20 protein-coding genes are annotated in these 20,268 nt (G+C 63.0%); 9 read left to right on the top strand and 11 right to left on the bottom strand.

The genetic code is table 11. The annotated features are described in order from the left end of the window. Positions 1-3 precede the first annotated feature (3 nt). Together BLS48_RS09705 and cysS are read right to left on the bottom strand one after the other, a co-directional pair. A complete protein-coding gene (locus BLS48_RS09705) occupies positions 4-390 on the bottom strand; it encodes a VOC family protein (protein ID WP_091577144.1) in 387 nt (128 codons plus the stop codon). Next, the gene (gene cysS / locus BLS48_RS09700; RefSeq protein ID WP_091577143.1) at positions 387-1,820 is read right to left on the bottom strand and encodes a cysteine--tRNA ligase; all 1,434 of its coding nucleotides are present in this window, start codon (positions 1,818-1,820) and stop codon (positions 387-389) included. Before cysS ends, BLS48_RS09705 begins: the two co-directional genes overlap by 4 nt. A 408-nt stretch (positions 1,821-2,228) precedes the next feature. Between cysS and BLS48_RS09695 the strand changes: the two genes are divergently transcribed. Beyond that, positions 2,229-2,384 (top strand): hypothetical protein, encoded by a 156-nt coding sequence (locus BLS48_RS09695; RefSeq protein WP_091577141.1) that lies wholly within the window; start codon positions 2,229-2,231, stop codon positions 2,382-2,384. Between the two features lie 71 nt (positions 2,385-2,455). Here the strand turns inward: BLS48_RS09695 and BLS48_RS09690 are convergent, their stop codons facing one another. Then, positions 2,456-3,217: an SOS response-associated peptidase gene (locus BLS48_RS09690; RefSeq protein ID WP_091577140.1), complete on the bottom strand. Its 762-nt coding sequence runs from the start codon at positions 3,215-3,217 to the stop codon at positions 2,456-2,458. Positions 3,218-3,347: 130 nt separating this feature from the next. On the opposite strand from BLS48_RS09690, the gene BLS48_RS09685 reads away from it, so the two are divergent. From BLS48_RS09685 to BLS48_RS09670, 4 genes are all read left to right on the top strand, one after another. Then, on the top strand, positions 3,348-3,785 hold the full coding sequence (locus BLS48_RS09685) for an NUDIX hydrolase (RefSeq protein ID WP_091577138.1): 438 nt from the start codon (positions 3,348-3,350) through the stop codon (positions 3,783-3,785). 91 nt (positions 3,786-3,876) lie between these two features. Next, on the top strand, positions 3,877-4,254 hold the full coding sequence (locus BLS48_RS09680) for a TIGR02301 family protein (protein ID WP_091577137.1): 378 nt from the start codon (positions 3,877-3,879) through the stop codon (positions 4,252-4,254). Positions 4,255-4,615: 361 nt separating this feature from the next. Next, complete coding sequence (locus BLS48_RS09675) at positions 4,616-4,873, top strand: hypothetical protein (protein ID WP_008874920.1); 258 nt, start codon at positions 4,616-4,618, stop codon at positions 4,871-4,873. Positions 4,874-4,940: 67 nt separating this feature from the next. After that, positions 4,941-5,729: a flagellar basal body L-ring protein FlgH gene (locus BLS48_RS09670; RefSeq protein ID WP_167365016.1), complete on the top strand. Its 789-nt coding sequence runs from the start codon at positions 4,941-4,943 to the stop codon at positions 5,727-5,729. A gap of 118 nt (positions 5,730-5,847) precedes the next feature. On the opposite strand, the gene BLS48_RS09665 is transcribed toward BLS48_RS09670, so the two are convergent. Beyond that, on the bottom strand, positions 5,848-7,179 hold the full coding sequence (locus tag BLS48_RS09665; RefSeq protein ID WP_091577135.1) for a dihydroorotase: 1,332 nt from the start codon (positions 7,177-7,179) through the stop codon (positions 5,848-5,850). Between the two features lie 83 nt (positions 7,180-7,262). On the opposite strand from BLS48_RS09665, the gene ygfZ reads away from it, so the two are divergent. From ygfZ to BLS48_RS09650, 3 genes are all read left to right on the top strand, one after another. Then, positions 7,263-8,123 (top strand): CAF17-like 4Fe-4S cluster assembly/insertion protein YgfZ, encoded by an 861-nt coding sequence (gene ygfZ, locus BLS48_RS09660; protein ID WP_091577134.1) that lies wholly within the window; start codon positions 7,263-7,265, stop codon positions 8,121-8,123. Continuing rightward, entirely contained in the window at positions 8,123-8,758 is a 636-nt protein-coding gene (locus BLS48_RS09655; RefSeq protein WP_091577132.1) for an HD domain-containing protein, read from the top strand. The genes ygfZ and BLS48_RS09655 overlap by 1 nt, the downstream gene beginning before the upstream one ends. Before the next feature lie 64 nt (positions 8,759-8,822). After that, positions 8,823-10,964 (top strand): putative bifunctional diguanylate cyclase/phosphodiesterase, encoded by a 2,142-nt coding sequence (locus BLS48_RS09650; protein ID WP_091577130.1) that lies wholly within the window; start codon positions 8,823-8,825, stop codon positions 10,962-10,964. 11 nt (positions 10,965-10,975) lie between these two features. On the opposite strand, the gene BLS48_RS09645 is transcribed toward BLS48_RS09650, so the two are convergent. Continuing rightward, positions 10,976-11,866 (bottom strand): fatty acid desaturase family protein, encoded by an 891-nt coding sequence (locus tag BLS48_RS09645; protein WP_091577563.1) that lies wholly within the window; start codon positions 11,864-11,866, stop codon positions 10,976-10,978. A gap of 112 nt (positions 11,867-11,978) precedes the next feature. Here BLS48_RS09645 and BLS48_RS09640 point away from each other — a divergent pair, with 112 nt between their 5' ends. Next, positions 11,979-12,890, top strand: coding sequence for a LysR substrate-binding domain-containing protein (locus tag BLS48_RS09640; RefSeq protein WP_091577129.1), 912 nt, complete (start codon positions 11,979-11,981; stop codon positions 12,888-12,890). Between the two features lie 20 nt (positions 12,891-12,910). Here the strand turns inward: BLS48_RS09640 and BLS48_RS09635 are convergent, their stop codons facing one another. The 6 genes from BLS48_RS09635 to BLS48_RS09610 all read right to left on the bottom strand — a co-directional run bounded on the left by BLS48_RS09635 (position 12,911) and on the right by BLS48_RS09610 (position 20,201). Beyond that, a complete protein-coding gene (locus tag BLS48_RS09635; RefSeq protein WP_091577127.1) occupies positions 12,911-13,183 on the bottom strand; it encodes a DUF3303 domain-containing protein in 273 nt (90 codons plus the stop codon). 22 nt (positions 13,184-13,205) lie between these two features. Beyond that, on the bottom strand, positions 13,206-14,669 hold the full coding sequence (locus BLS48_RS09630) for a RimK family protein (protein WP_091577125.1): 1,464 nt from the start codon (positions 14,667-14,669) through the stop codon (positions 13,206-13,208). Then, on the bottom strand, positions 14,666-15,772 hold the full coding sequence (locus BLS48_RS09625) for a peptidase C39 family protein (protein WP_091577124.1): 1,107 nt from the start codon (positions 15,770-15,772) through the stop codon (positions 14,666-14,668). The genes BLS48_RS09630 and BLS48_RS09625 overlap by 4 nt, the downstream gene beginning before the upstream one ends. Positions 15,773-15,978: 206 nt before the next feature. Then, the gene (locus tag BLS48_RS09620; protein WP_091577122.1) at positions 15,979-16,770 is read right to left on the bottom strand and encodes an anti-sigma factor family protein; all 792 of its coding nucleotides are present in this window, start codon (positions 16,768-16,770) and stop codon (positions 15,979-15,981) included. Next, complete coding sequence (locus BLS48_RS09615; protein WP_091577120.1) at positions 16,767-17,285, bottom strand: RNA polymerase sigma factor; 519 nt, start codon at positions 17,283-17,285, stop codon at positions 16,767-16,769. Before BLS48_RS09615 ends, BLS48_RS09620 begins: the two co-directional genes overlap by 4 nt. A 174-nt stretch (positions 17,286-17,459) precedes the next feature. After that, the gene (locus BLS48_RS09610) at positions 17,460-20,201 is read right to left on the bottom strand and encodes a DUF2339 domain-containing protein (RefSeq protein ID WP_091577118.1); all 2,742 of its coding nucleotides are present in this window, start codon (positions 20,199-20,201) and stop codon (positions 17,460-17,462) included. Positions 20,202-20,268 lie beyond the last annotated feature (67 nt).

Here is a 20,268-nt window from a genome sequence, read left to right as displayed (position 1 = left end):
CGCTTACTCCGGCACATGGCAGACCGCCTCGACATTGTTGCCATCGGGATCGAAGACGAAGGCGCCGTAGTAGTTGGGGTGATAGTGGGGGCGCAGGCCCGGCCCGCCATTGTCCTTGCCGCCGGCGGCGAGTGCGGCTGCGTGGAAAGCATCGACCTCGGCGCGGCTGCGCGCCGTGAACGCGACGTGCTGGTGATCCCTGGGCTTGTCCTTGCCGGCGTGCAGCCAGAACACCGGCCGGTCGCGGCCATAGCCGCCAACCTTGGCGCCGCCGGTGTATTCCTGCGGCACCATGTAGAGGAGTGCTGCCCCCAGCGGCGCCATCGCCTTGTCGTAGAAAGCCTTCGAAGCGTCGAAATCGGCCACGGTGATGCCGAGATGGTCGATCATCTTTTTACCTCCCAGGTGGTGATGCGTTCGCCGGTGGCGGGGTCCTTGCCGTCCTTCAACTGTACACCTTGCGCCAAGAGTTCGTCGCGGATGCGGTCGGCCTCGGCCCAGTTCTTCACGGCGATGAGCGCGAGGCGATTGGCGATCATTCTGGCGACCTTGTCCTCATCCACCTCTGCCGAGGCGACATCGAAGCCAAGGAACAGCAGCGACGCCTTCAGCGCGGCAGCGGCTTCGTTGCTGTCCGCGGCCTCGCCGGCCAACTGCGTCAGGACCTGGAAAGCGGCATAGGTGGCGAGATCGTCCGACAAGGCATCGACGACCTCCGACGGTAACTGGCCCGCCGCCGGCGCCAGGTCCGCCGCCCTTTTCCATTTGCGTAGCGTATTCTCCGCCTCTTCCAGCTTGCGCACGGAAAAATCGATCGGCTCGCGATAATGCGTCATCAGCATTGCCAGCCGCAGCACCTCGCCCGGCCATTTGCGGCCCCCAAAAGTCTCGGTCTCCAGCAGTTCGTTGATCGAATAGAAATTGCCGAGGCTCTTCGACATCTTCTGCCCCTCGACCTGCAGGAAGCCGTTGTGCATCCAGATGTTGGCCATGACATCGGTGCCGTGCGCGCAGCGCGACTGGGCGATCTCGTTCTCATGGTGCGGGAAGATCAGGTCGAGCCCGCCGCCATGGATGTCGAACACCTCGCCGAGATAGGCGGCCGACATCGCCGAGCACTCGATGTGCCAGCCCGGCCGGCCCCTGCCCCAAGGAGAATTCCAGCCCGGCTCCTCCGGCGACGAGAGCTTCCACAGCACGAAATCGCCGGGGTTCTTCTTGTGCGCGTCGACGGCGATGCGAGCGCCGGCCTGCTGCTCGTCGAGATTGCGCTTCGACAATTGTCCATAGTCCGGCATCGACGCCGTGTCGAACAGCACTTCGCCTGCCGCGACATAGGCATGGCCGCGTTCGACCAGGCTTTGAATCAAGGTGATCATGTCGGCCTTGCCGTCAGCGCGGGGTTCGACAAATTCGGTGGCGCGCGGCTCGAATGTCGGCTCCAGGCAGCCGAGCGTCGCCACATCTCTGTGGAACTGGTGGGCGGTCTTTTCGGTGACCCGCCGGATTGCCTCGTTGAGCGAAAGTGCCCCGGAAGCGATCTCGCCGCCGAAATCACGCAGGGCGCGCGCGTTAATCTTGTCGTCGACATCTGTGATGTTGCGCACATACGTGACGTGCGCTTCGCCGTAGACATGGCGCAGCAAACGGAACAGCACATCGAAGACGATCACCGGCCGCGCATTGCCGATATGGGCAAAGTCGTAGACCGTCGGGCCGCAGACATACATGCGCACATTGCGCGGATCGATCGGGACGAAATCCTCCTTGCTCCGCGTTAGCGTGTTGTAGAGGCGCAGGCCCTTCGATGCGTCAGACATTCGTGCCTTCCCGGTCCGTTGATAATGAAGCCCTGCCTGCGCCGAGGGCGCAAATCGGGCTCCAGCCTGCTGGCCGGGGCGTTTGTCCAATCTAGGGGAAGATGAGGCGAAAACGTCCGGACCAGCGCGAGGCTAGCCAATAATGCAAATGCCACAAATGGCGAAAGACGTTTTCATGGGCGGCTTTATCGCCTTGGCCGGTGTTGCCGTCAAGTCGCTGGTTCTGAGAAAAACGTCACGAAGACTGGCAAACGCGTGGTTCGATCACGCGGAATCAGGCAGTGAAACATTTTATTAAACATGTCGGCACAGTCATGAAACATTCGCCGGTTAGATCACCACACGTCACGATTTGGTCGGATTCGGCCAGCAAACGCAGACACTGAAATGTTACCTGGGAAGAGAGACATGGCTCGCAGCAAGCAGGAATCCAACCGCGCCAAGCAACCGGCGCTGGCCAACCACTATCGCGCAATCGGCCCGGCGGCGATCGTCGCCGCCCTTCTCCACACCGCGAAGAAGAAAAAGCCGGCGCAGAAGATCGTCTCCCCCCGCGCTGCCTGAAGCAGTATTCGGCCGGCGCCAAAGGCGCCGGGCATGATGGCGCTGGATGCGCCTCAAAATAGCAGCCTCTGCTAAAACAGCGTCATCTGACTGTCGTCCGCGCCGGGCTTCTGGCGCTTGACCTTCTCGGGCTCCGGCCCGATCTCGCCCCTCTCCTGTATCTCCAGTCCGGTGTTGGCGACCTTGTTGACAAGGTCGGAGACCGGAATTGCCTCGAAGAAACCTGTTGGCGCCGGCCGCAACAGGTCGGCGACATCGCGCGGCTCGAGCGTGCGGCAATCCAGCCAGCGGGCGAAATCCCTGGGATCGATCACCACCGGCATGCGGTCGTGGATGTGGGCGATGTCGGCATTGGCGTTGGCGGTCAAGATGGCGCCAGTATCCATTTCCGAACCACCAGGCTCGGCATAGGTCTCGACAAGGCCGGCAAAGGCGACCAACCCGCCATGCCTGGGTCGAACCCAATAGGGCTGTCCCTTCTTGCCGCCGGTCTGCCGCCACTCGTAGAAACCTGACGCCGGCACCAGAGCGCGGCGATGGCGCATGGCGGCCTTGAACGAGGCCTTTTCGGCTGCCCCTTCGGCACGCGCGTTGAACAGCAGCGGAAACTCCCTGGTGTCCTTGACCCAGGTTGGGATGAGCCCCCAGCGCACCAGCACCGACTGCCGGTCCGGCAGATTCGAGCCCGGTGCCCGCGGGGCGCCGGCGGTCGCCATCAGGATCGGCTGTGTCGGGGCAATGTTGTAGCGCGCCGGGAAATCCTCCAGTTCCGCCAAGCCCAGAAAGGCGGCGGTCTGGTCCGGCGTCGCGGTCAAGGCAAAGCGTCCGCACATGGTCGGTTGGTGCCCTTAAAACGGTTCGGTTTGAAAGTGGCGATGGAACCGGCGTTGCGCAACCGCTAAAGCTTCCCCATGCTGGGCGGTCCACAACAGTCCTGCCCTCAATGAGCCCGATCGGAAATCCATGAACGAAGCGCGCAGGACACTTCCGGCAGTCTCGGTGGCCGTCGTGCGTGGCCAAACCGTGCTTCTGGTCAAGCGGGCGCGGCAACCGTCACAAGGGCTCTATGCCTTTCCGGGCGGCAAGGTCGAGGCCGGCGAAACGCTGGAGGATGCGGCACAGCGCGAACTGCTGGAGGAGACCGGCTTGCGGGCCACCAATTACCGCCCGCTTCGGGAAATCCATATCGATGGCAGGGAAGACAACCACGCGGTCGACTATCTCCTGACGGTGTTCGGTGCCGCCTATGCCGGCGGCGAGGCGGTGGCCAGCGACGATGCCGAGACAGCGGCCTTCTATACACTCAACGAGATGACGGCGCTGCCGCTCGCCGGCTCGGTGTTCGCGGTCGCCGAGGAACTGCTGGATCCTGACGGAAACGCTGGGCTGCTGCAGCCGTGAAAATCGCCTTGCGGGCGACAAATTGTTTCGTCACAAAGGCTTATGCTGTTTGGCGGCCACAACGGCTTACGCCGCTCGGCAGGGAAGGCTCATGAACCGTCCATCCGTGTACCTCGCCATATGTCTTGCCGTCAGTGCGGCTGTCTCGACGCGGCCGGCGCTCAGCGCCGAGTCGCCGTTCGAGCCGGGGCTGATGCGGCTGGCCGAGGTTCTGGGATCGCTGCATTTCCTGCGCAATTTGTGCGGAGAGAAAGGCGATCAGTGGCGCGTCGAAATGCAGAAGCTGCTCGATTCGGAAAATCCGGACGCCGAGCGACGCGCCCGCTTCATCGCCAGCTTCAATCGCGGCTACCGCTCCTTCGGTGGCACCTATACGCAGTGCACGGCCTCGGCAACCGAAGCCATCAGCCGCTACATGAAGGAAGGCGAGACGCTGTCACGCGACATCGCTTCGCGTTACGGAAACTAGGCATTCCGAACTGCTCATCAACAAATATCCGAGCCACCGCCGGCTCTAGCGGACATATACGGCTTGTGCCGGACGATATGTTGGTGCAATCCTGATGTTGCACTTCTGCAACAGTATTAACGAAACGTTACCGCACAAATGTGAAATTAACTCAAACTGAAGGTTTTCGCCCCGCAGGCCTCCCTAATCGGCTAAGTTTGACCCGAGCTGAATGCAGCTTCGCACAAGGCAATCGGGCTCTGTAAAAGACGATCAAAAAAATGTCGTATTTACAGATACTTACTTGACCCTGCGTGTGAAATGAACAGATCAGGCCCGATCCACATCGACGGATTGCTGCTTGAAAGGGTGGACGTCGCATATGGAACATGGTGTCAACGACATCGACGCGCTGGTCAGGGAAGAAAAACGCCTGACCGCCGTGGAAAGCCACAGCGAAGCCTGGGCGGAAGGTCTCTCCGCCGGCATAGAGCCCGAAATCATTGCCGAAGCAGCGCTTGAGACGGCGTTCGGAGAGATGCTGCGTGCCAATGGCGAGACCTCGGCTCTTGCCCTGCTCGACCGTATGCGTGAAAAGGTGATTGCTGGCGCCTTCGAACCTGAACGGCTGCGGCACTGAACCGACGTCCGGTTCTTTGACGATATGCCGCTCGGGCATGATGCCCGGAATCAAGGAGAATCGGGCAGTGACTTTTTCGATGTCAGGCAAGCCGCGTGGCTTGGTCCTTTGCATCTGCTTCGCCGCTTGCTGTGCCGCGATTCCCTTGGTTGCATGCCTCGCGAGCAGCCCCGCCTATGCGCTGAGCGAGATAAAGCGCGAAGAGCTCCCCTCCCCGGTCCAGCCTTCGGCCGACGACGACATGTCGCCGCCCGGAAGCGCCGTGCCGATGCCTGACCCGGTCGGTACGCCGCCTTCGACCAGCCAACCGGCTGCGCCGAACGAGGCCGAGCCCGACAGCCGACCCGACGGTGGCGTGACCAGACCCCGCGTCGATCCGGACACGCCGATACCCGAGGTCGTCTACGATCTCGACAAACTGCCCGAGCCGGTGCGGCGCATGCACAACCTGATCGTCGAAGCCTGCAAGAGCGGCGACATCGAAAAGCTGCGACCTTTGATCGGCAAGGGCGACAGCATGACGCAATTGTCGCTGACCGACATAGACGGCGACGCCATTGCCTTCCTCAAGGGCCTCTCCGGCGACCAGGATGGCCAGGAAATCCTGGCCATCCTGGAGGAAGTGCTCGATGCCGGCTACGTCCACCTCGATGCCGGCACGCCGGAAGAGCTCTATGTGTGGCCGTATTTCTTCGCGCTGCCGTTGGACAAGCTCGACGCCAAGCAGCGCGTTGAGCTGTTCAAGATCGTCACCGCGGGCGACTTCGATGACATGAAGCAGTTCGGTGCCTACATCTTCTACCGCGTCGGCATCACACCCGCCGGGCAATGGACCTTCTTCGTCGCCGGGGACTGATTCTTCCGCAATAGTCGGCGGCGTGGTCGAAACAGCGCCCACCCGCTCGTGTCTGGAGCCGAATGCCCTTTGGTCGACGGCGATTTTGCCGATCGCCTTTCCAGCGCCGTCGAAACAGCTAACCCGCCAGTGCCTCGGAGAACTCCACCGCCCTGCCCTGGCTTGGCGTGACGATTTCGCCGTCCCACATGACGCAGCGGCCGCGAATGACGGCGCCGACCGGCCAACCGGTGACTTGCTTGCCATCATAGGGTGTCCAACCGGCTTTCGAGCCTGCCTGTGCATTGGTGATGGTCTCGCGCCGCTTCATGTCGACAATAGTGAAGTCGGCATCGTAACCGGCGGCGATGCGGCCTTTTCTTGCCATGCCGAAGATACGTTGCGGGCCGTGGCTGGACAGGTCGACGAAGCGCTGCAGGGTCAACCGGCCGGCATTGACGTGGTCGAGCATGATCGGCACCAGCGTCTGCACGCCGGTCATCCCCGAGGGCGACGCCGGGTACAGCTTCGCCTTCTCGGCCAGCGTGTGCGGCGCGTGGTCGGAGCCGAGCACGTCGACAATGCCTTGCACAATGCCATGCCAGACGCCGTCGCGATGGCGCGCGGCGCGCACCGGCGGGTTCATCTGAATGAGCGTGCCCAGCCGCGCGTAATCGTCTGTCGACAGCGTCAGATGATGCGGCGTCGCCTCACAGGTCGCGACATCCTTGTGCTGTTCGAGAAACACAATTTCCTCGGCCGTCGAGATATGCAGCACGTGGATGCGGGCGCGAACGTTTCGCGCGATGCGCACCAGCCGTTCGGTGCAGCGCAAGGCGGCGATCTCGTCGCGCCAGACCGGGTGCGATGAAGGATCACCTTCGATGCGTTCGCCAAGACGCTCGCGCAGCCGGAACTCATCCTCCGAATGAAAGGCGGCGCGGCGGCGCGTGTTCCTCAGGATCGAAGCGACGCCATCGTCGTCCTCGACCAGCAGATCGCCGGTGGACGAACCCATGAAAACCTTGATCCCCGCAGCGCCCGGCAGCCGCTCAAGCTCACCGACATCCCTGGCGTTCTCGCGGGTGCCGCCGACCCAGAAGGCGAAATCGCAATGCATGCGACCATTGCCACGCCGGACCTTGTCGGCAAGCGCTGCCTCGCTGGTGGTCAGCGGATTGGTGTTGGGCATCTCGAACACGGTGGTGACGCCGCCAAGCACCGCAGCGCGCGAGCCCGTTTCCAGGTCTTCCTTGTGCTCCAATCCCGGCTCGCGAAAGTGCACCTGGCTGTCGATGACACCTGGCAGGATATGCAGGCCGCGGCAGTCGATCGTCTCGCCGGCCGACGCTTGTGAGAGATCGCCTAGTGTGGCGATGCGCCCGCCCCGAACGCCGATGTCGCGAAAACCTTCGCCATCATGGTTGACCACGATGCCGCCTGTCAGGATGAGGTCGTAAGTCGTGGCCATATGGGTCCAGTCTCTTGCAGGGGGAGTGCCAGCGGCTTACGTAAAGGCCGACCGTTTTGCAAGATCAGGTTCAATTCCCGCCGATGCCCTTTGCCCTGCTGAAAGACCGCGCCCTCATTTCCGTGTCCGGCCCGGATGCCGAGCATTTTCTGCAGAATATAGTGACCACCGATCTCGATACACTCGGCGACGGCGAAGCAAAGCCGGGTGCCCTGCTTTCGCCGCAAGGCAAGATCCTGTTCGATTTCCTTATCTCGCGCGCCGGCGAGAATACCTTCCGGCTCGAATGCCGCGCCGACATGGCAGGCGATTTCGTGCGCCGGCTGACGCTCTACAAACTGCGCGCCAAGGCCGAGATCTCGTTGGCCGATCAGGCGCTTGTCACCGTTGCGTGGGGAAATGAGTCAACGACCTCGCACGTTGATTCAGCGGCGGTGGTCGACCGACGCTTTTCCGGCGATGTCGTTAACCGCTCCTATGGCAATGCCGCGGCGAGCGGCGACGCCACCGCGTGGCAGGCCTTTCGTATCGCCCACGGCATTGCCGAAAGTGGGACCGACTACGCGCTCGGCGATGCATTCCCGCATGACGTGCTGCTCGATGAAACGGGCGGTGTCGGCTTCAAGAAGGGCTGCTACATCGGCCAGGAGGTCGTTTCGCGAATGCAGCATCGCGGCACCGCCAGGCGGCGCGTGCTGATCGTCCAGGCCGGGCTTCCCTTGCCCGCCGCGGGCATCGAACTCACAGTCGACGGACGGACGGTCGGCTTGCTCGGCTCGAATGCCGGCACGACCGGGCTTGCCATTGCCCGCATCGACAGGGTCAAGGCGGCGCTCGACGCCGGCCTGCCGATCATGGCGGGAGATGTCCCGGTTACGGCGGCCATCCCCGGCTGGGCGAAGTTCACCTTCCCGCAAGAAGCCGTCAGCGCGGAGGAGGCCTGATGGCGGCCGATCGCGTCGGCGCGCCGCCGCGCGCCTGGCAGCGCATGCTGTCCGGTCGCCGGCTCGACCTGCTCGACCCCTCGCCGCTCGACATCGAAATCTCCGACATTGCGCATGGGCTCGCCCGCGTCGCCCGCTGGAACGGCCAGACCAGTGGTGAGCATGCGTTTTCGGTTGCTCAGCACTCGCTACTGGTCGAAGCGCTGTTCTGCGACCTGGTGCCTGGCGCTTCGGCCGACGCCCGGATGGCGGCGCTGCTGCACGACGCACCCGAATATGTCATCGGCGACATGATCTCGCCGTTCAAATCGGTGATGGGCGGCAGCTACAAGGACTGCGAGTTGCGATTGCAGCGCGCCATTCATTTGCGCTTCTCGCTGCCGCCAGAACCAGCTGCGACCTTGCGCAAGGAAATCAAGCGCGCCGACCAGATCGCCGCCTATTTCGAGGCAACGCTGCTTGCCGGTTTTTCGACCGCCGAGGCGACCGAGTTCTTCGGCCGCCCGCGCGGATTCAACGCCGACCGCTTCGATTTCACGCCACGCTCCGTCACTTGGGCACAGAATGCGTTCCTGAAGCGCTTTTCCGCGATCGAGAAGTCACGCGGTCAGGTTCCAGCACCCTCGATCGGCTGAAAACGCTAAATTAACCGCCGGCGACCACAGTATCCCGTTCAATCACGAACCGCAGGCGCGCTTCATGCCCGTCGTTGATGCCAAGGATGGTTCGGCCGTCCCGAAACGGGGAGCCGAAGGCGTGGATCGTTCGCGCCACATGGAAGACGAACTGCGCGAACAGAACGAACGTTTTTCGGCCGCGGTCGAGAACATGTCGCATGGGCTGTGCATGTTCGACGCCGACGAGCGCATGATCATCTGCAACCGCAACTACCTCGACATCTTCTGCCTCGACGCCAGCGTGATCCGACCCGGCATCCGGTTCCTCGACATCCTGCGGCACAGCGCCGACATCGGGATTGCCTCGCAAAGCGCCGATGAACTCTACGCCATCCGCAAGCCCTATATCGACCAGGCCAGACCCTCGACCTACGAGGAGACGCTGTCCGATGGTCGCATCATCAACATCTCGCATCGCCCGCTGGCTTCGGGCGGCTGGGTCTCGATCTACGAGGACATCACCGAGCAGCGACGCGCCCAACAGGATCTCAAGGAACAGCACCGCCGCTTCGACGCGGCGCTCGCCAACATGTCGCAAGGGCTGCTGATGTACGACGCCGACGGCAGGCTGATCGTGCGCAACGGGCGCTTTCTGGAACTCTACAACGTCACCGCGGCTGACTTCCCGCTCGGAACGACGCACCGCGACGCGCTCGAACGATTGTTGGAACTCGGCATCTATACGAAGATCGATGTCGACAGCGAAGTCGCCAAAACCGAAGCCTGCCTGGTGGCGGCAAAAATGCATTCGACGTATCGGCATCTTACCGACGGCAGAACGGTTCTGGTCACGCGCCAGCCAATGAGCGGCGGCGGCTGGGTGGCGACCTTCGACGATGTCACCGAACGCCGCCGAACTGAAGAGCGCATGACCCACCTTGCGCATCACGACACGCTGACCGGACTGCCCAACCGCTCGATGTTTCGCGAACGGCTCTACCTTGCGCTGGAGGATGCCGCGGCCACGCCACTGGCGATCTTCTCGCTCGATCTCGACCGCTTCAAGGCCGTCAACGACACCTGGGGACATCCGGCCGGCGACTGGCTGTTAAAAAGCGTGGCCGAGAGGCTGCAGCGTTGCCTAAACAATGAAACAGACATCGTGGCTCGGTTCGGCGGCGACGAATTCGTCATCGTCCAGTTCAATTTCAAGGGCATCGCCCATGCTGAAAAACTGGCGAAACGCATCGTCGAGGCAATCGCAAAGCCGTTTCGCGACAAGAACCGGGACATGCATGTCGGCATCAGCCTGGGCATCTCCGTTTTCCCCAACGACGGCAGTGACGCCGATACTCTGCTGAAAAACGCCGATACGGCGCTCTATCGGGCGAAGAGCGAAGGGCGCAACCTGTATCGCTTCTTCGAGTCCGGAATGGACGCCATGGTGCAGGCCCGCCGGGCGCTCGAGGTCGACCTCGAGACAGCGCTGCCGCGCCAGGAATTCGATCTCGATTTCCAGCCCCTCATGAACATAGAATCCGGCGAGATCATCGGCGCGGAGGCTCTGATGCGCTGGCATTCGCCAGCGCGCGGCACGGTGGCGCCGGACGAATTCATTCCGGTCGCCGAGGAAACCGGACTGATCGTGCCACTTGGCGAGTGGGCACTGAGGAAGGCCTGCGCGGCGGCGGCAAGCTGGCCTGCTGGCGTGCGCATCGCAGTCAATGTTTCCGCCGTGCAGCTCAAAAGCGGCGGTTTCGCCCGCAGCGTCATCTCGGCGCTGGCCTTTTCCGGCGTGCCGGCCAATCAGCTGGAACTGGAGATCACCGAAACCGTGCTGATGGACGAGAGCGAAACCGTGCTGAAGACGCTGCGTCAATTGCGCGAGCTCGGCATCCGCATCGCGCTGGACGATTTCGGCACCGGCTATTCCTCGCTTGGTTATCTCAGGCGTTTTCCCGTCGACAAGATCAAGATCGATCGTTCTTTCATCCACGACCTGGGCAATCGCGATACCGCGGCGATCGTTCGCACCATCATCGGGCTGGGTGCCGAACTCGGCATCACTGTCACCGCCGAGGGTGTGGAGACCGAGGCGCAGCTCGACTTCCTGCGCGCCAATGGCTGTGTCGAGGCGCAGGGCTATCTGATTGGCGTACCGTCAAAGGCGGCGGACATTCAGCGCCTGCTGAAATCGCGCGTCTTGCACAGCCAGATCGGCTGAGACCGACCTCGTCAGCGCAGTGTCTCGATATACTTGCCGTGGAAGCTCACATAGCCCGGTTCGACGACCTTCAGATGCCGGTCTATCAACGCATGAAACGCCGGCAGTTGATGAAAAGGCACGCCGGGATAGGCATGGTGCTCGGCATGGAAAGGCATGTTCCACGCCAGCTTGCGCACAAACCAGTTCGTCAGCGTGGTTCGTGTGTTCTCCAGCATGTTGGCGACGAACGGACAACTGCCGTGCTCGGCGAGCAGATAGAGCCGCAGAAACGGCTGCCCGAGCAAGGCCGGCACGATCCAGACATAGAGAAGCACGCTGAGCCGGAAATACACGGCGAGCAAGATGACGACCGCGTAGAAGGCAATCATGGCGCGCGCCTCGACGCGCACCTTGGCGTGGCCTTTTGGCGGAACGTAGCTTTGCCGGCCTCGATCCATCGCATTGGCATAAAGCGTCTTCAGGTGCCCCCACCATAACGGGATGCCTGATATGTGGATCAGATATTGCCGCAGGGTTTCCGGTTTGGGGAAGGCCAGTTCCGGGTCGTTCCGTGGGTCCTGCGTGTGTCGATGGTGGGCGAAATGGAAGTAGCGGAACCAGTCCGCCGGCAGCGCGATCGCCAGGCTGCACACCCGCGCCACGGCATCATTCAGCCATTGCGTCTCAAAAGCCGTGCGATGAACCGTCTCGTGCAGCAGCGTGAACAGGAACACGATCAGGATGCCTTGCGGCAGCATCAGCAACGGCCAGAACGGCACCTTCGCGGCGATCAGCGATCCAATGATCACGATCGCCCCCCAATGAGTGCCTAGTTGGACGAGACCCGCAACGTCGGACTTGGCGGTCAGGCGATTGCGCTCTTCCGGCGTCAATGATGCAATGATGTCGCGATGGTCCAACGGCTTCGATCCTGGCTGGGATTCGACGAAGCGCACCGTAGCCGATGAAAAAACTTTCCAAAAACGACGATTTCTGCAATTTGGATAAGTTGAGCTTATCTATCTGGCAATCATGGTCGCACTTCCATCCCTAAAAGGACTTCAGGCCTTCGAGGCGGCGGCACGGACAGGCAGTTTTGCCACGGCGGCGGAAGAGCTTTCGGTCTCGGCCGCCGCCGTCAGCCAACTCATCCGCACGGTGGAGGAGCAGATCGGCCGCAAGCTGTTCCACCGCGTCAACCGTCGTGTCGTCCTTACAGAGGCCGGCGTCGAGATGCTGCCCAGGTTGACCACGGCCTTCCAGGAGATTGGCAGCGTCTCACGCGAACTGGGCAGCGATGCGTTCCGCCCGCGCCTGGTGGTCTCGGTGCCGCCATCGATGGCCATGGGCTGGCTTTCCCGGCGTCTCACCGGCTTTGTCGCAAGCCACGGCGCCGTCGACATATCGCTCAGAGGTGATGACGATCCGGTATCGTTCGACCGTGAGCTGATCGACATCAGGCTCTCCTACGGCCCGCATTATCGCGAACACCCGACCGAGGACATTGTCCGTGACGCCGTCTATCCCGTCTGCGCGCCCAGGCTCACCCATGCGACCGAACCCGACAGCCTCGGCAGCCTGCCGCTCATCCATACCGACTGGGGACCGACCGGTGCATCGTTTCCGTCCTGGCGCAACTGGTTCGAGGCGGCAGGCATCGAGCCGGGCCGGGCAGTGCAGCAGGGCCTCTCGGCCAACTCATCGCGGGCAGCACTCGACCTTGCCATTTCAGGGTTGGGCGTAGCGTTGGCGCAAGGCGTCTATTGTGCCGAGGCGATGGAGGACGGCAGGCTGGTCCGGCCCCTCGCCCGGGCGCTGGAGCTGCGCCAGCCTTATTGCCTGACGATCCCGGAGCGGAGCGCGAGGCGCGACGTCGTCGCGGCCTTCCGTGATTGGCTGATCAACGAATGCCGGCGCGCAGTGGGCTCGCCAGCGCTCCGTTGATCCGACGAGCGGCGAGATGGTCAGAGGTGCCCGCTCAATGCTCCCACCATGTCCTTGCTCGTCGCCACGGGGACGATCTCGAATTCCACCAGATCCGCCCATTCGATGACCCAGCGCTGCAGCAGCGTGACGTCATCGGCCTCCACCAGCATGAAGCAGCGGCTCATATCCGCCGCGATCCAGCTGTGGTGCACGACAAGCTCGTCCGGCTTCAGGCGACCCCGATCGCGAAAGCGGCGATAGATATCCTTGCGATCGCAGCCGGTGAAATCCTCGATCACGATGAACTGCATGTTTCCCCCTCGGTTGAAACTGTTACCGCCCCGGCCGGTCCAGCCGCTCCAGGAACCACTGCGTCAGCCGCACCCAGACCTCGTCCTTTTCGCCGGAATCCTCCCAGCCATGATCGAGGTTCGGATTGTCGTTGACCTCGATGACGAAAACGCCGTCCTTGGTCTCCTTGAGGTCGACGCCGTATAGGCCATCGCCGATGCAGCGCGCCGCCTTCACCGCAGTCTCGACGACATGCGCCGGCGTTTCCTTCAGCGTGAAGGTCTTGATGCCGCCCTGGTCGGGCTTGCCGTTGGCCTTGTGATTGACGATCTGCCAGTGCTTCTTGGCCATCAGATAGTGGACGGCAAACAGCGGCTGGCCGCCGAGCACCCCGACGCGCCAGTCATATTCGGTCGGAATGAATTTCTGCGCGATCAGGAGATCGGAATCCTCCAGCCATTCGGTGGCGAGTGTCTTAAGTTCCTCGAAGTTGGCGCATTTCTTGACGCCACGTGAGAACGACGAATCCGGGATTTTCAGCACCAGCGGAAAGCCGAGCGTCTGCGCTGCTACCTCGAGATCCGACGTGCCGGCAATCATCACCGTCGGCGGCACCGGCACCTTGTTGTAGGCCATCAACTCGTTGAGATAGACCTTGTTGGTGCAGCGGATCATCGACAGGGGGTCGTCGATGACCGGCATGCCTTCCTGCTGGGCGCGGCGGGCGAAACGATAGGTGTGGTTGGAGATCGACGTGGTCTCGCGGATGAACAGCGCGTCGTAATTGGCGAGCTTGGCCAGGTCCTTCTTGGTGATCGGCTCGATCTCGACCCCCATCTTTTCGGCGATCTTGGCCCAATAGCGCAGCGACGAGATCTCCGACGGCGGCAATTCCTCATGCGGATCGACCAGCGTGGCGAAGGTGTAGCGCGCCGGCGTGCGGCCCTTGGTGTCGCGCCACTCGCGGTTGGTGTAGGTCTCCAGGCACTGGATGAAGCTTTTTTCTTCGTCCTCGGTCATCCGCGCCAGAGGGTGGAAGCCGATCTTGCGGATCGAGGCCCATTCAGCGCTGTCCTTGATGTGGACTTCGAGCGCCGGCGCCCGGAACCAGTCGAACAAAAGCTTGGAGAAACGGTCCCAGACCTTGGACGGGCCGATGCCGAAGAAGATGCAGACTTTTTGCGGAAAGGCGCCGCCGAGATCCTTGCGGCATTTGTTGAGCGCCAGCTCCAGTTCCGGCAATGCATGCTCGTAGAGCTTGCGTTCCGACAGGTCGATCATCGTCTCGACGGTCGGAATGACCTTGTGGCCGCGCGAGCCCGCCAGCAACGAGGCATAGTAGCCGCGGCTCTGATAGGCGTAATTGTTTGACAGGTTGATGACCTTCGGCCGCTGGCCGCGAAACAGCGACGGATGCGCGAGATAGTCACGGTTGGTGATGATCTTGTGCGGTGTTGCCACCTGGTCGAGGTCGCTTTGCCGGCCGGTAAGGATGACCCAGGTCATTGTCTGTCGCGCTTCCCCAGAGTTATGGCCGCACGCAGCCCGTCGCGGCCGAACTGCGCCATGTTCATGAAGATGCCGTAGGGCACCGGAATGTTGGCGGCATCAAGGATGGTTTCTTGCCTTTCGTCCTCGACCCAGGGATCGTGGATCAAGATATGGTCGCCGTCGTCGCCGATGGCCAGCACCCAGTGTGGCACCTTCTTGCCGAACATAAGGAAGCCGCTGATCAGCACCAGCACCAGTTTTCCCCCAGCGATCGCATCACGAATGTCGTCGATGGTGAACGGACGGTAATTCACCGGGATGCCGTATTGTTCCGCGCGACGGCGAAAGTCGACCTGGGCAAGTTCCATCACCCGGCGCTTGTCCTCGCTGCGCACCGATTGCAGGAACAGCGCGCCGTAGAACGAAACGTAGATCTCCGCCGCGAGCCCGCTTTCATAACCCGAGACAGCGAGGCCGAACGGCTCGCAACCACCAGGTCCCGACATCATGAACACGGTGGTTGCCTCGCGCCACAGGCGGATTTCCATGACCGGATCCGGCACGAAGTCGCGGTCGAAATTGGCCATGGCCATCATCAGGCAGCATGGGCCGCAGGTGAATTCGCAGGTCTGCTGGTAGAACGGCACCTTGGTGGCTATCGGAACATCGCCGCGCAAGGTCTTTTCATAGCGAAGCGCCGTCTGGCCGTCCTCGTAATAGCCAGGTTCACGGCCGATCTTGCGATAGCCGCCCTGCTCGTAGATGCGGATGGCACGGCTGTTGTCCTCGCGCACCTCCAGACGCAACATCATGCGGCCATGTTCGAAGGCGGCGTCTTCCGCGGCCCCGAGCAACTGGCGGCCGACACCGAGCCCGCCGAAGAAGGGGCCGGTGGCGATGGAATAGAGCCGTGCCACACCGCTGCCCTTGCGAAACAGCACGATCGCATAGCCGGCAACGCGTCCATCGACTTCGGCGACCAGCGTCTCGGCGGTCTCGCGCTCGATGAACAGGCGGAAGGAGCGGCGGGAAATGCGATCGCTCGAGAAAACAGCTTTCTCGATGGCGGCGAGATCATCGACGTCAGACGCGCGGGCCGTGCGGATCTCGGCAGGCATGCGGCTTAAGAAATCCCGATTTCGTTGCCGAAACGGCCCCGGCCAAAGACGTCGTAAACACCGGCCGAAGCGCCGGTATTCATCAAGCGCTATCGCACCTTGATTAGGGCCGAATTGTGACAGGTTCCGTGGCGGTAAGGAAGCGCGCGGGCTTTGAACGGGATTGCCGTTTTGAGGGCTGCCGGCTGCGGAAAATCGCAGCCAACTCAGCTCGCGAGACCTGCCAAAAGCTGGCCATAGGCGCTCTTGGCCACGACCGTCAATTGCTCGTGCGGCAGCGAGCCGACGACGGCGCAGCCATAGCCCTTGTCCAGCCAGTAGACGGCCTGCGGGCCGTCCTGCGCCGCCATGTAGGTGCCCTTGGCATTCTCGGTCGATTCCGTGGTAACGAAGAGCGATATGCGCTCGCCTTTGTCGTCCTCGTAGAGCAGCATCGCGGCCTTGCTCTCGCCGGCCGGCAGCAACCGGCCGCCGACCAGTTGAAAACCGTTCGCGGTCAGATCCGGCGCGACCAGCTTCAACCCAACCCGGTTGGACAGCCAGGTCTGCAGATGATCCTTGTCGCTGGCCGGCACTTCCACCGCATGGCGCTTTTCGGCGGCATAAATGACATGGGCGGCAATCGCCTGTTCGGCGAGCCGATCCTCCGCCGGGTCCTCCTGTCCGATGCCGCCGATGCCGGCAAGATAGCCACTGAGCCCGCCGGCGGCCAGCAGCACGGCCGCAGCGGCAGAAAGCCACCAGCGCGAGCGCGGTGCCGCAGCCTTGACCGGCGTCTCGCCAAGCACGACCTTGCGCAACCGCACTGGGACGGTCTCGTCCAGCACGCTGGCGAAGGCGGCCTGCAATGCCGCCCGGTCGGCGGTGAAGCGCGTGCTCCTGGCCTTCATTTCGGGATTGGCGTCGAGCCAGGCATCGTAAGCGGTGCGCTCATCGGCTGGCAGCTCGCCGTCGAGCGCCATGTGGATGTCACGTTCGGAAAAATCGCGACGGATCATTTCTCGACGATCCTTATTGCGCGGCGGCGTGCCGTGTCGTCCAGCAGCCCGCGCAGTTCCTCACGCCCGCGCGCAATGCGCGACATCAGCGTGCCCGCGGGCACGCCGAGAATATTGGCGGCTTCGGCGTAGGAAAAACCTTCGATGGCGACCATGACGAGAGCCGCCCGGCGGTCGGGGCTGATCGCCTGCAATGCGTCGATGATCTCGCGCGAGGCGATGCTCTCCATCTGCTCGGCCGGCTGGGCAACTGCCTCGCCAGCCTCCAGCGGCAGCATCGCCGCTTCACCGCGACGGTTCACCTTTCGCATCTGGTCGATGAACAAATGATGCATGATCGTAAACAGCCACCTCCTGGGGCTTTCTCCCGTCTGCCAGTTGTCAAGCCGCACAAGCGCCCGTTCGAGGCAATCCTGGACGAGGTCGTCGGCAGAATCGCGGTCGCGCAAAAGCGAGCGCGCATAGCGGCGCAGACGCGGTATTTCGCCAAGGATCGCTGCCTTCTTTTCGTCCATGACCGCTGGTTCTGAGGTCGCCTTTGTTAAACCCAATTGAACGCGCCTTCCCGGCGCGGCGCAAGCGGCCAGCGCGAAGCGGTCCGCCGCTCCGGTCACCCAAGCAATCAGATAACGAGCCCATTGGCCGATTTATTCCCGGCCGGACTGAAATTTTATTGTTCTTGCTTGCCTTTATCCGTTTTCCTTCGCCGCCCGCGTCAGCAGCCGCTGATAAAACAGGCCAATGCCGATCAGCACCGCGCCGAGACCAATGAAGGACAGCGCCCTCAGCACGCCTTCCAATTCCGACATGTCGAAGATGAACACTTTCAGCACGGCGATCGAGATGAGCGCCGCCGAGGCGATGCGCAGCACCTGCGACTTCAACCAGACGCCGGCGGTGAGCAGAGCCACGCCTATGACCAGCCAAAGCGCCGAATAGGTGTAGGTCTCCAACTGGCCGAGGCCGCTCCACAGGCCGATGAACTCACCCTTGAACAGCCGCCTGACCGACAGCGTGGCATAGGCCAGGGCAAGCACGGCCGCCACCACGGCCAGCATCTGCGCATACCATTTCGGCCGCTTGTCCCTGGCGTAGAGCGCCAGTCCCCCGGCGGCGACCGCCGGCAGGAGATAGGCGAGGAACAACAGGTTGAACACCGGGATCCGGCCTGTCGATTCGTCGGTGAACAGCGGATTCAGCACCACGAAATGCCGGATGACGATGAAGGCGGCCGAGACCACGCCGGCGGCCATCGAACCATGGCGCAGCACCGAGCTTGGCGAACGCATGTCGATGGCGACCAGGATGGCGCCGGCGCCGATGGCGATCAGCGTGTAGATCGCCTGCTCGGCGAGCGTCATGGCACCCGTGTCGATGACGCCGCCATGCATGGCATGGCGCACCAGCATGGCAAGGGTGAGCAGCGCAAACAGTGCCGCCCCCGCTTCCATGGCGAGGCGCGGCCGGCCATTGGTGGTGCGGGCGAGTTGCCAGGCGGCGAAGCCGAAGGCGAGCGCCGGTATGCCGTAGCCCGGCAGCAGCCAGTTGAAGACCGGTGTCATGGAGAGGAATTCAGCGCCGACGATGGTCGGGTCGAAGGCGACGCGGCCAACCACCGAGATCACCGCACCGACCGAAATCCAGCCGAGCGCCGGATAGGAGCGCCAGCGCGTGGCCAGCGCCGGCACGACGGCAGCGACACCCAGCAGGATGGTGGTCCAGCCGGAATCGAAAGCCATGTGCAGCATCAAGAGACCGGCTATCGCAGCACCGCCCAAGGCAAACGACACCGCTGCGCCGCCCTTGAGCGGCGGCTCTTCGCCGCGCGCGATCCACTCGGCGCCGGCGGCAAAAATCACGACCAGCAATGCCGCGACCGCTCCGTAGACAAGATCACGGTCGAGGTTGCCGAAGGTGAACCAGAGCGCGAGCAGAATGACCAGTGGCACGATGACGCCCCACGCCCCCCATGAGGCGGCGCGGATCTGTACCGAGGTAGCGAAGCGGCGCGCGGCCCAGAAGCCGGCGCCGATGAAAATCAGGCTGAGCGCAATGCCGATGCGCAACGTCAAGGCATCGGACACCACCACCGGCTGGCCGTCGACACCCAGAGCATCACTGGAAAAACCCGATGCCACGGACGTTGGTGGGATGATGCCGAGATAGATCAGCACTGTCACCAGTCCGGCCGCGTAAAGCAGCGGCAGCGCCAATGGGCGATAGAGCGCAACAGCCACCATTGCGGCCAGGATCACGGCGCCCGGCAAGGCATCGCCGGCGGCGGCAAAGGCCGGGTCGACCGACAGGCCCAGCGCCGAGAATGCGACGAACAGGCCAGGCGCGATGGACGGCCAGTCGAAGGCCCTGGCTGGTCCGGTTTCGTCGTCACGGCGGCCGAGCCAGACAAGAGCGAGCACGGCCAGCGTGACGGCATCAATGAACAGGATGGCGGAGAGGTTCGCGCCTGGCGCATCCGTCATGTAGAGGATGGTCCAGACACCGGTGCCGACAAAGGCCGCCGCCATCAACAATTTCCAGTCGCGCATGCGGGCGATGACGCCCGTAGCAACAAGCACGATCGAGAGATAGCCGAACAGCGCCCAGGGATTGGGCGCCTGCGAGGCGACCAGCATCGGTGTCACCATGGCGCCGATGAGGCCGATGCCGGCCAGCGCCTGGCCGTGGACAAGGGCCGCCGCGATCGTCGCCACGCCGATGGCGCCAAGCAGGGTGAAGGCAAGCGCCGGGCCGATGAAGCCGTAAATGCCGTGCGCGGCATAGACGGTGCCGAACAGGATGAAAGCGCCAGCCGCCGTCAGGATCGCCGGAATATAGGCGCCGGCGGCACCTTGCACCGGCACCTGGAAGCCGGTGCGGCGAATGAACTCGCCGCCGGCGACCAGCACCAGTCCGAGAACCGCGGCCATGGTCAGCCGCACGCCGGGGCCGAAAATGCCGGCTTCGATCGTGTAGCGGATCAGAAACAGGCCACCCAACGCCAGCGCGATTCCGCCGACCCAGACCGCCCAGCGGGTGCCAAGCGCGGTTTCGATGTCCGGTTTGCCGGTCGCCTTCGCCGCAGCTGGCTCGGCAGGTTCGGCTGCCTTGGGCTCGCCTGCGGCCCACGGCCCCGGCACGGCCTCGCCGAATGGAGCTTCCGATTCTAGAGCCGGCGCCTGTGCGGCAACCGGCTCGCTCACCGCTGGCGAGGCGATTTCGACCGCTGCCGCGACTGCTGTGGTCGCGTCGGCCGGCCTGCTGTCGATCACTGATTGTTCAGACGGCTTGGCCACGGGCGGCACGGCGCCGGAAAGGACCAGGCTGCGTAACGCGCCAAGCTCGCGCTCGATCAGGCCAATGCGGCTCTGCTGGCGCGAAATGATGACGAACAACGCGATGATGGCGACAAGGCCGATCAGGCTTTCAAACATGGCGGTTCCCCCAAACCAGGCCCGTTTTCACTGACGTTCCAGTCTCACTGACATTCAAATGCGGCGG

The sequence above is a fragment of the Mesorhizobium qingshengii genome, from assembly GCF_900103325.1.
Lineage (GTDB): Bacteria > Pseudomonadota > Alphaproteobacteria > Rhizobiales > Rhizobiaceae > Mesorhizobium > Mesorhizobium qingshengii.
This window is presented reverse-complemented; position numbering and strand designations above follow the sequence as displayed.

Excerpts from the sequence above, each read along its gene's own strand:
- BLS48_RS09705 (WP_091577144.1), bottom strand. The coding sequence starts at position 390 with ATGATCGACCATCTCGGCATCACCGTGGCCGATTTCGACGCTTCGAAG.
- cysS (WP_091577143.1), bottom strand. The coding sequence starts at position 1,820 with ATGTCTGACGCATCGAAGGGCCTGCGCCTCTACAACACGCTAACGCGG.
- BLS48_RS09695 (WP_091577141.1), top strand. The coding sequence starts at position 2,229 with ATGGCTCGCAGCAAGCAGGAATCCAACCGCGCCAAGCAACCGGCGCTG.
- BLS48_RS09690 (WP_091577140.1), bottom strand. The coding sequence starts at position 3,217 with ATGTGCGGACGCTTTGCCTTGACCGCGACGCCGGACCAGACCGCCGCC.
- BLS48_RS09685 (WP_091577138.1), top strand. The coding sequence starts at position 3,348 with ATGAACGAAGCGCGCAGGACACTTCCGGCAGTCTCGGTGGCCGTCGTG.
- BLS48_RS09680 (WP_091577137.1), top strand. The coding sequence starts at position 3,877 with ATGAACCGTCCATCCGTGTACCTCGCCATATGTCTTGCCGTCAGTGCG.
- BLS48_RS09675 (WP_008874920.1), top strand. The coding sequence starts at position 4,616 with ATGGAACATGGTGTCAACGACATCGACGCGCTGGTCAGGGAAGAAAAA.
- BLS48_RS09665 (WP_091577135.1), bottom strand. The coding sequence starts at position 7,179 with ATGGCCACGACTTACGACCTCATCCTGACAGGCGGCATCGTGGTCAAC.
- ygfZ (WP_091577134.1), top strand. The coding sequence starts at position 7,263 with ATGCCCTTTGCCCTGCTGAAAGACCGCGCCCTCATTTCCGTGTCCGGC.
- BLS48_RS09655 (WP_091577132.1), top strand. The coding sequence starts at position 8,123 with ATGGCGGCCGATCGCGTCGGCGCGCCGCCGCGCGCCTGGCAGCGCATG.
- BLS48_RS09650 (WP_091577130.1), top strand. The coding sequence starts at position 8,823 with ATGCCCGTCGTTGATGCCAAGGATGGTTCGGCCGTCCCGAAACGGGGA.
- BLS48_RS09640 (WP_091577129.1), top strand. The coding sequence starts at position 11,979 with ATGGTCGCACTTCCATCCCTAAAAGGACTTCAGGCCTTCGAGGCGGCG.
- BLS48_RS09635 (WP_091577127.1), bottom strand. The coding sequence starts at position 13,183 with ATGCAGTTCATCGTGATCGAGGATTTCACCGGCTGCGATCGCAAGGAT.
- BLS48_RS09630 (WP_091577125.1), bottom strand. The coding sequence starts at position 14,669 with ATGACCTGGGTCATCCTTACCGGCCGGCAAAGCGACCTCGACCAGGTG.
- BLS48_RS09625 (WP_091577124.1), bottom strand. The coding sequence starts at position 15,772 with ATGCCTGCCGAGATCCGCACGGCCCGCGCGTCTGACGTCGATGATCTC.
- BLS48_RS09620 (WP_091577122.1), bottom strand. The coding sequence starts at position 16,770 with ATGATCCGTCGCGATTTTTCCGAACGTGACATCCACATGGCGCTCGAC.
- BLS48_RS09615 (WP_091577120.1), bottom strand. The coding sequence starts at position 17,285 with ATGGACGAAAAGAAGGCAGCGATCCTTGGCGAAATACCGCGTCTGCGC.
- BLS48_RS09610 (WP_091577118.1), bottom strand. The coding sequence starts at position 20,201 with ATGTTTGAAAGCCTGATCGGCCTTGTCGCCATCATCGCGTTGTTCGTC.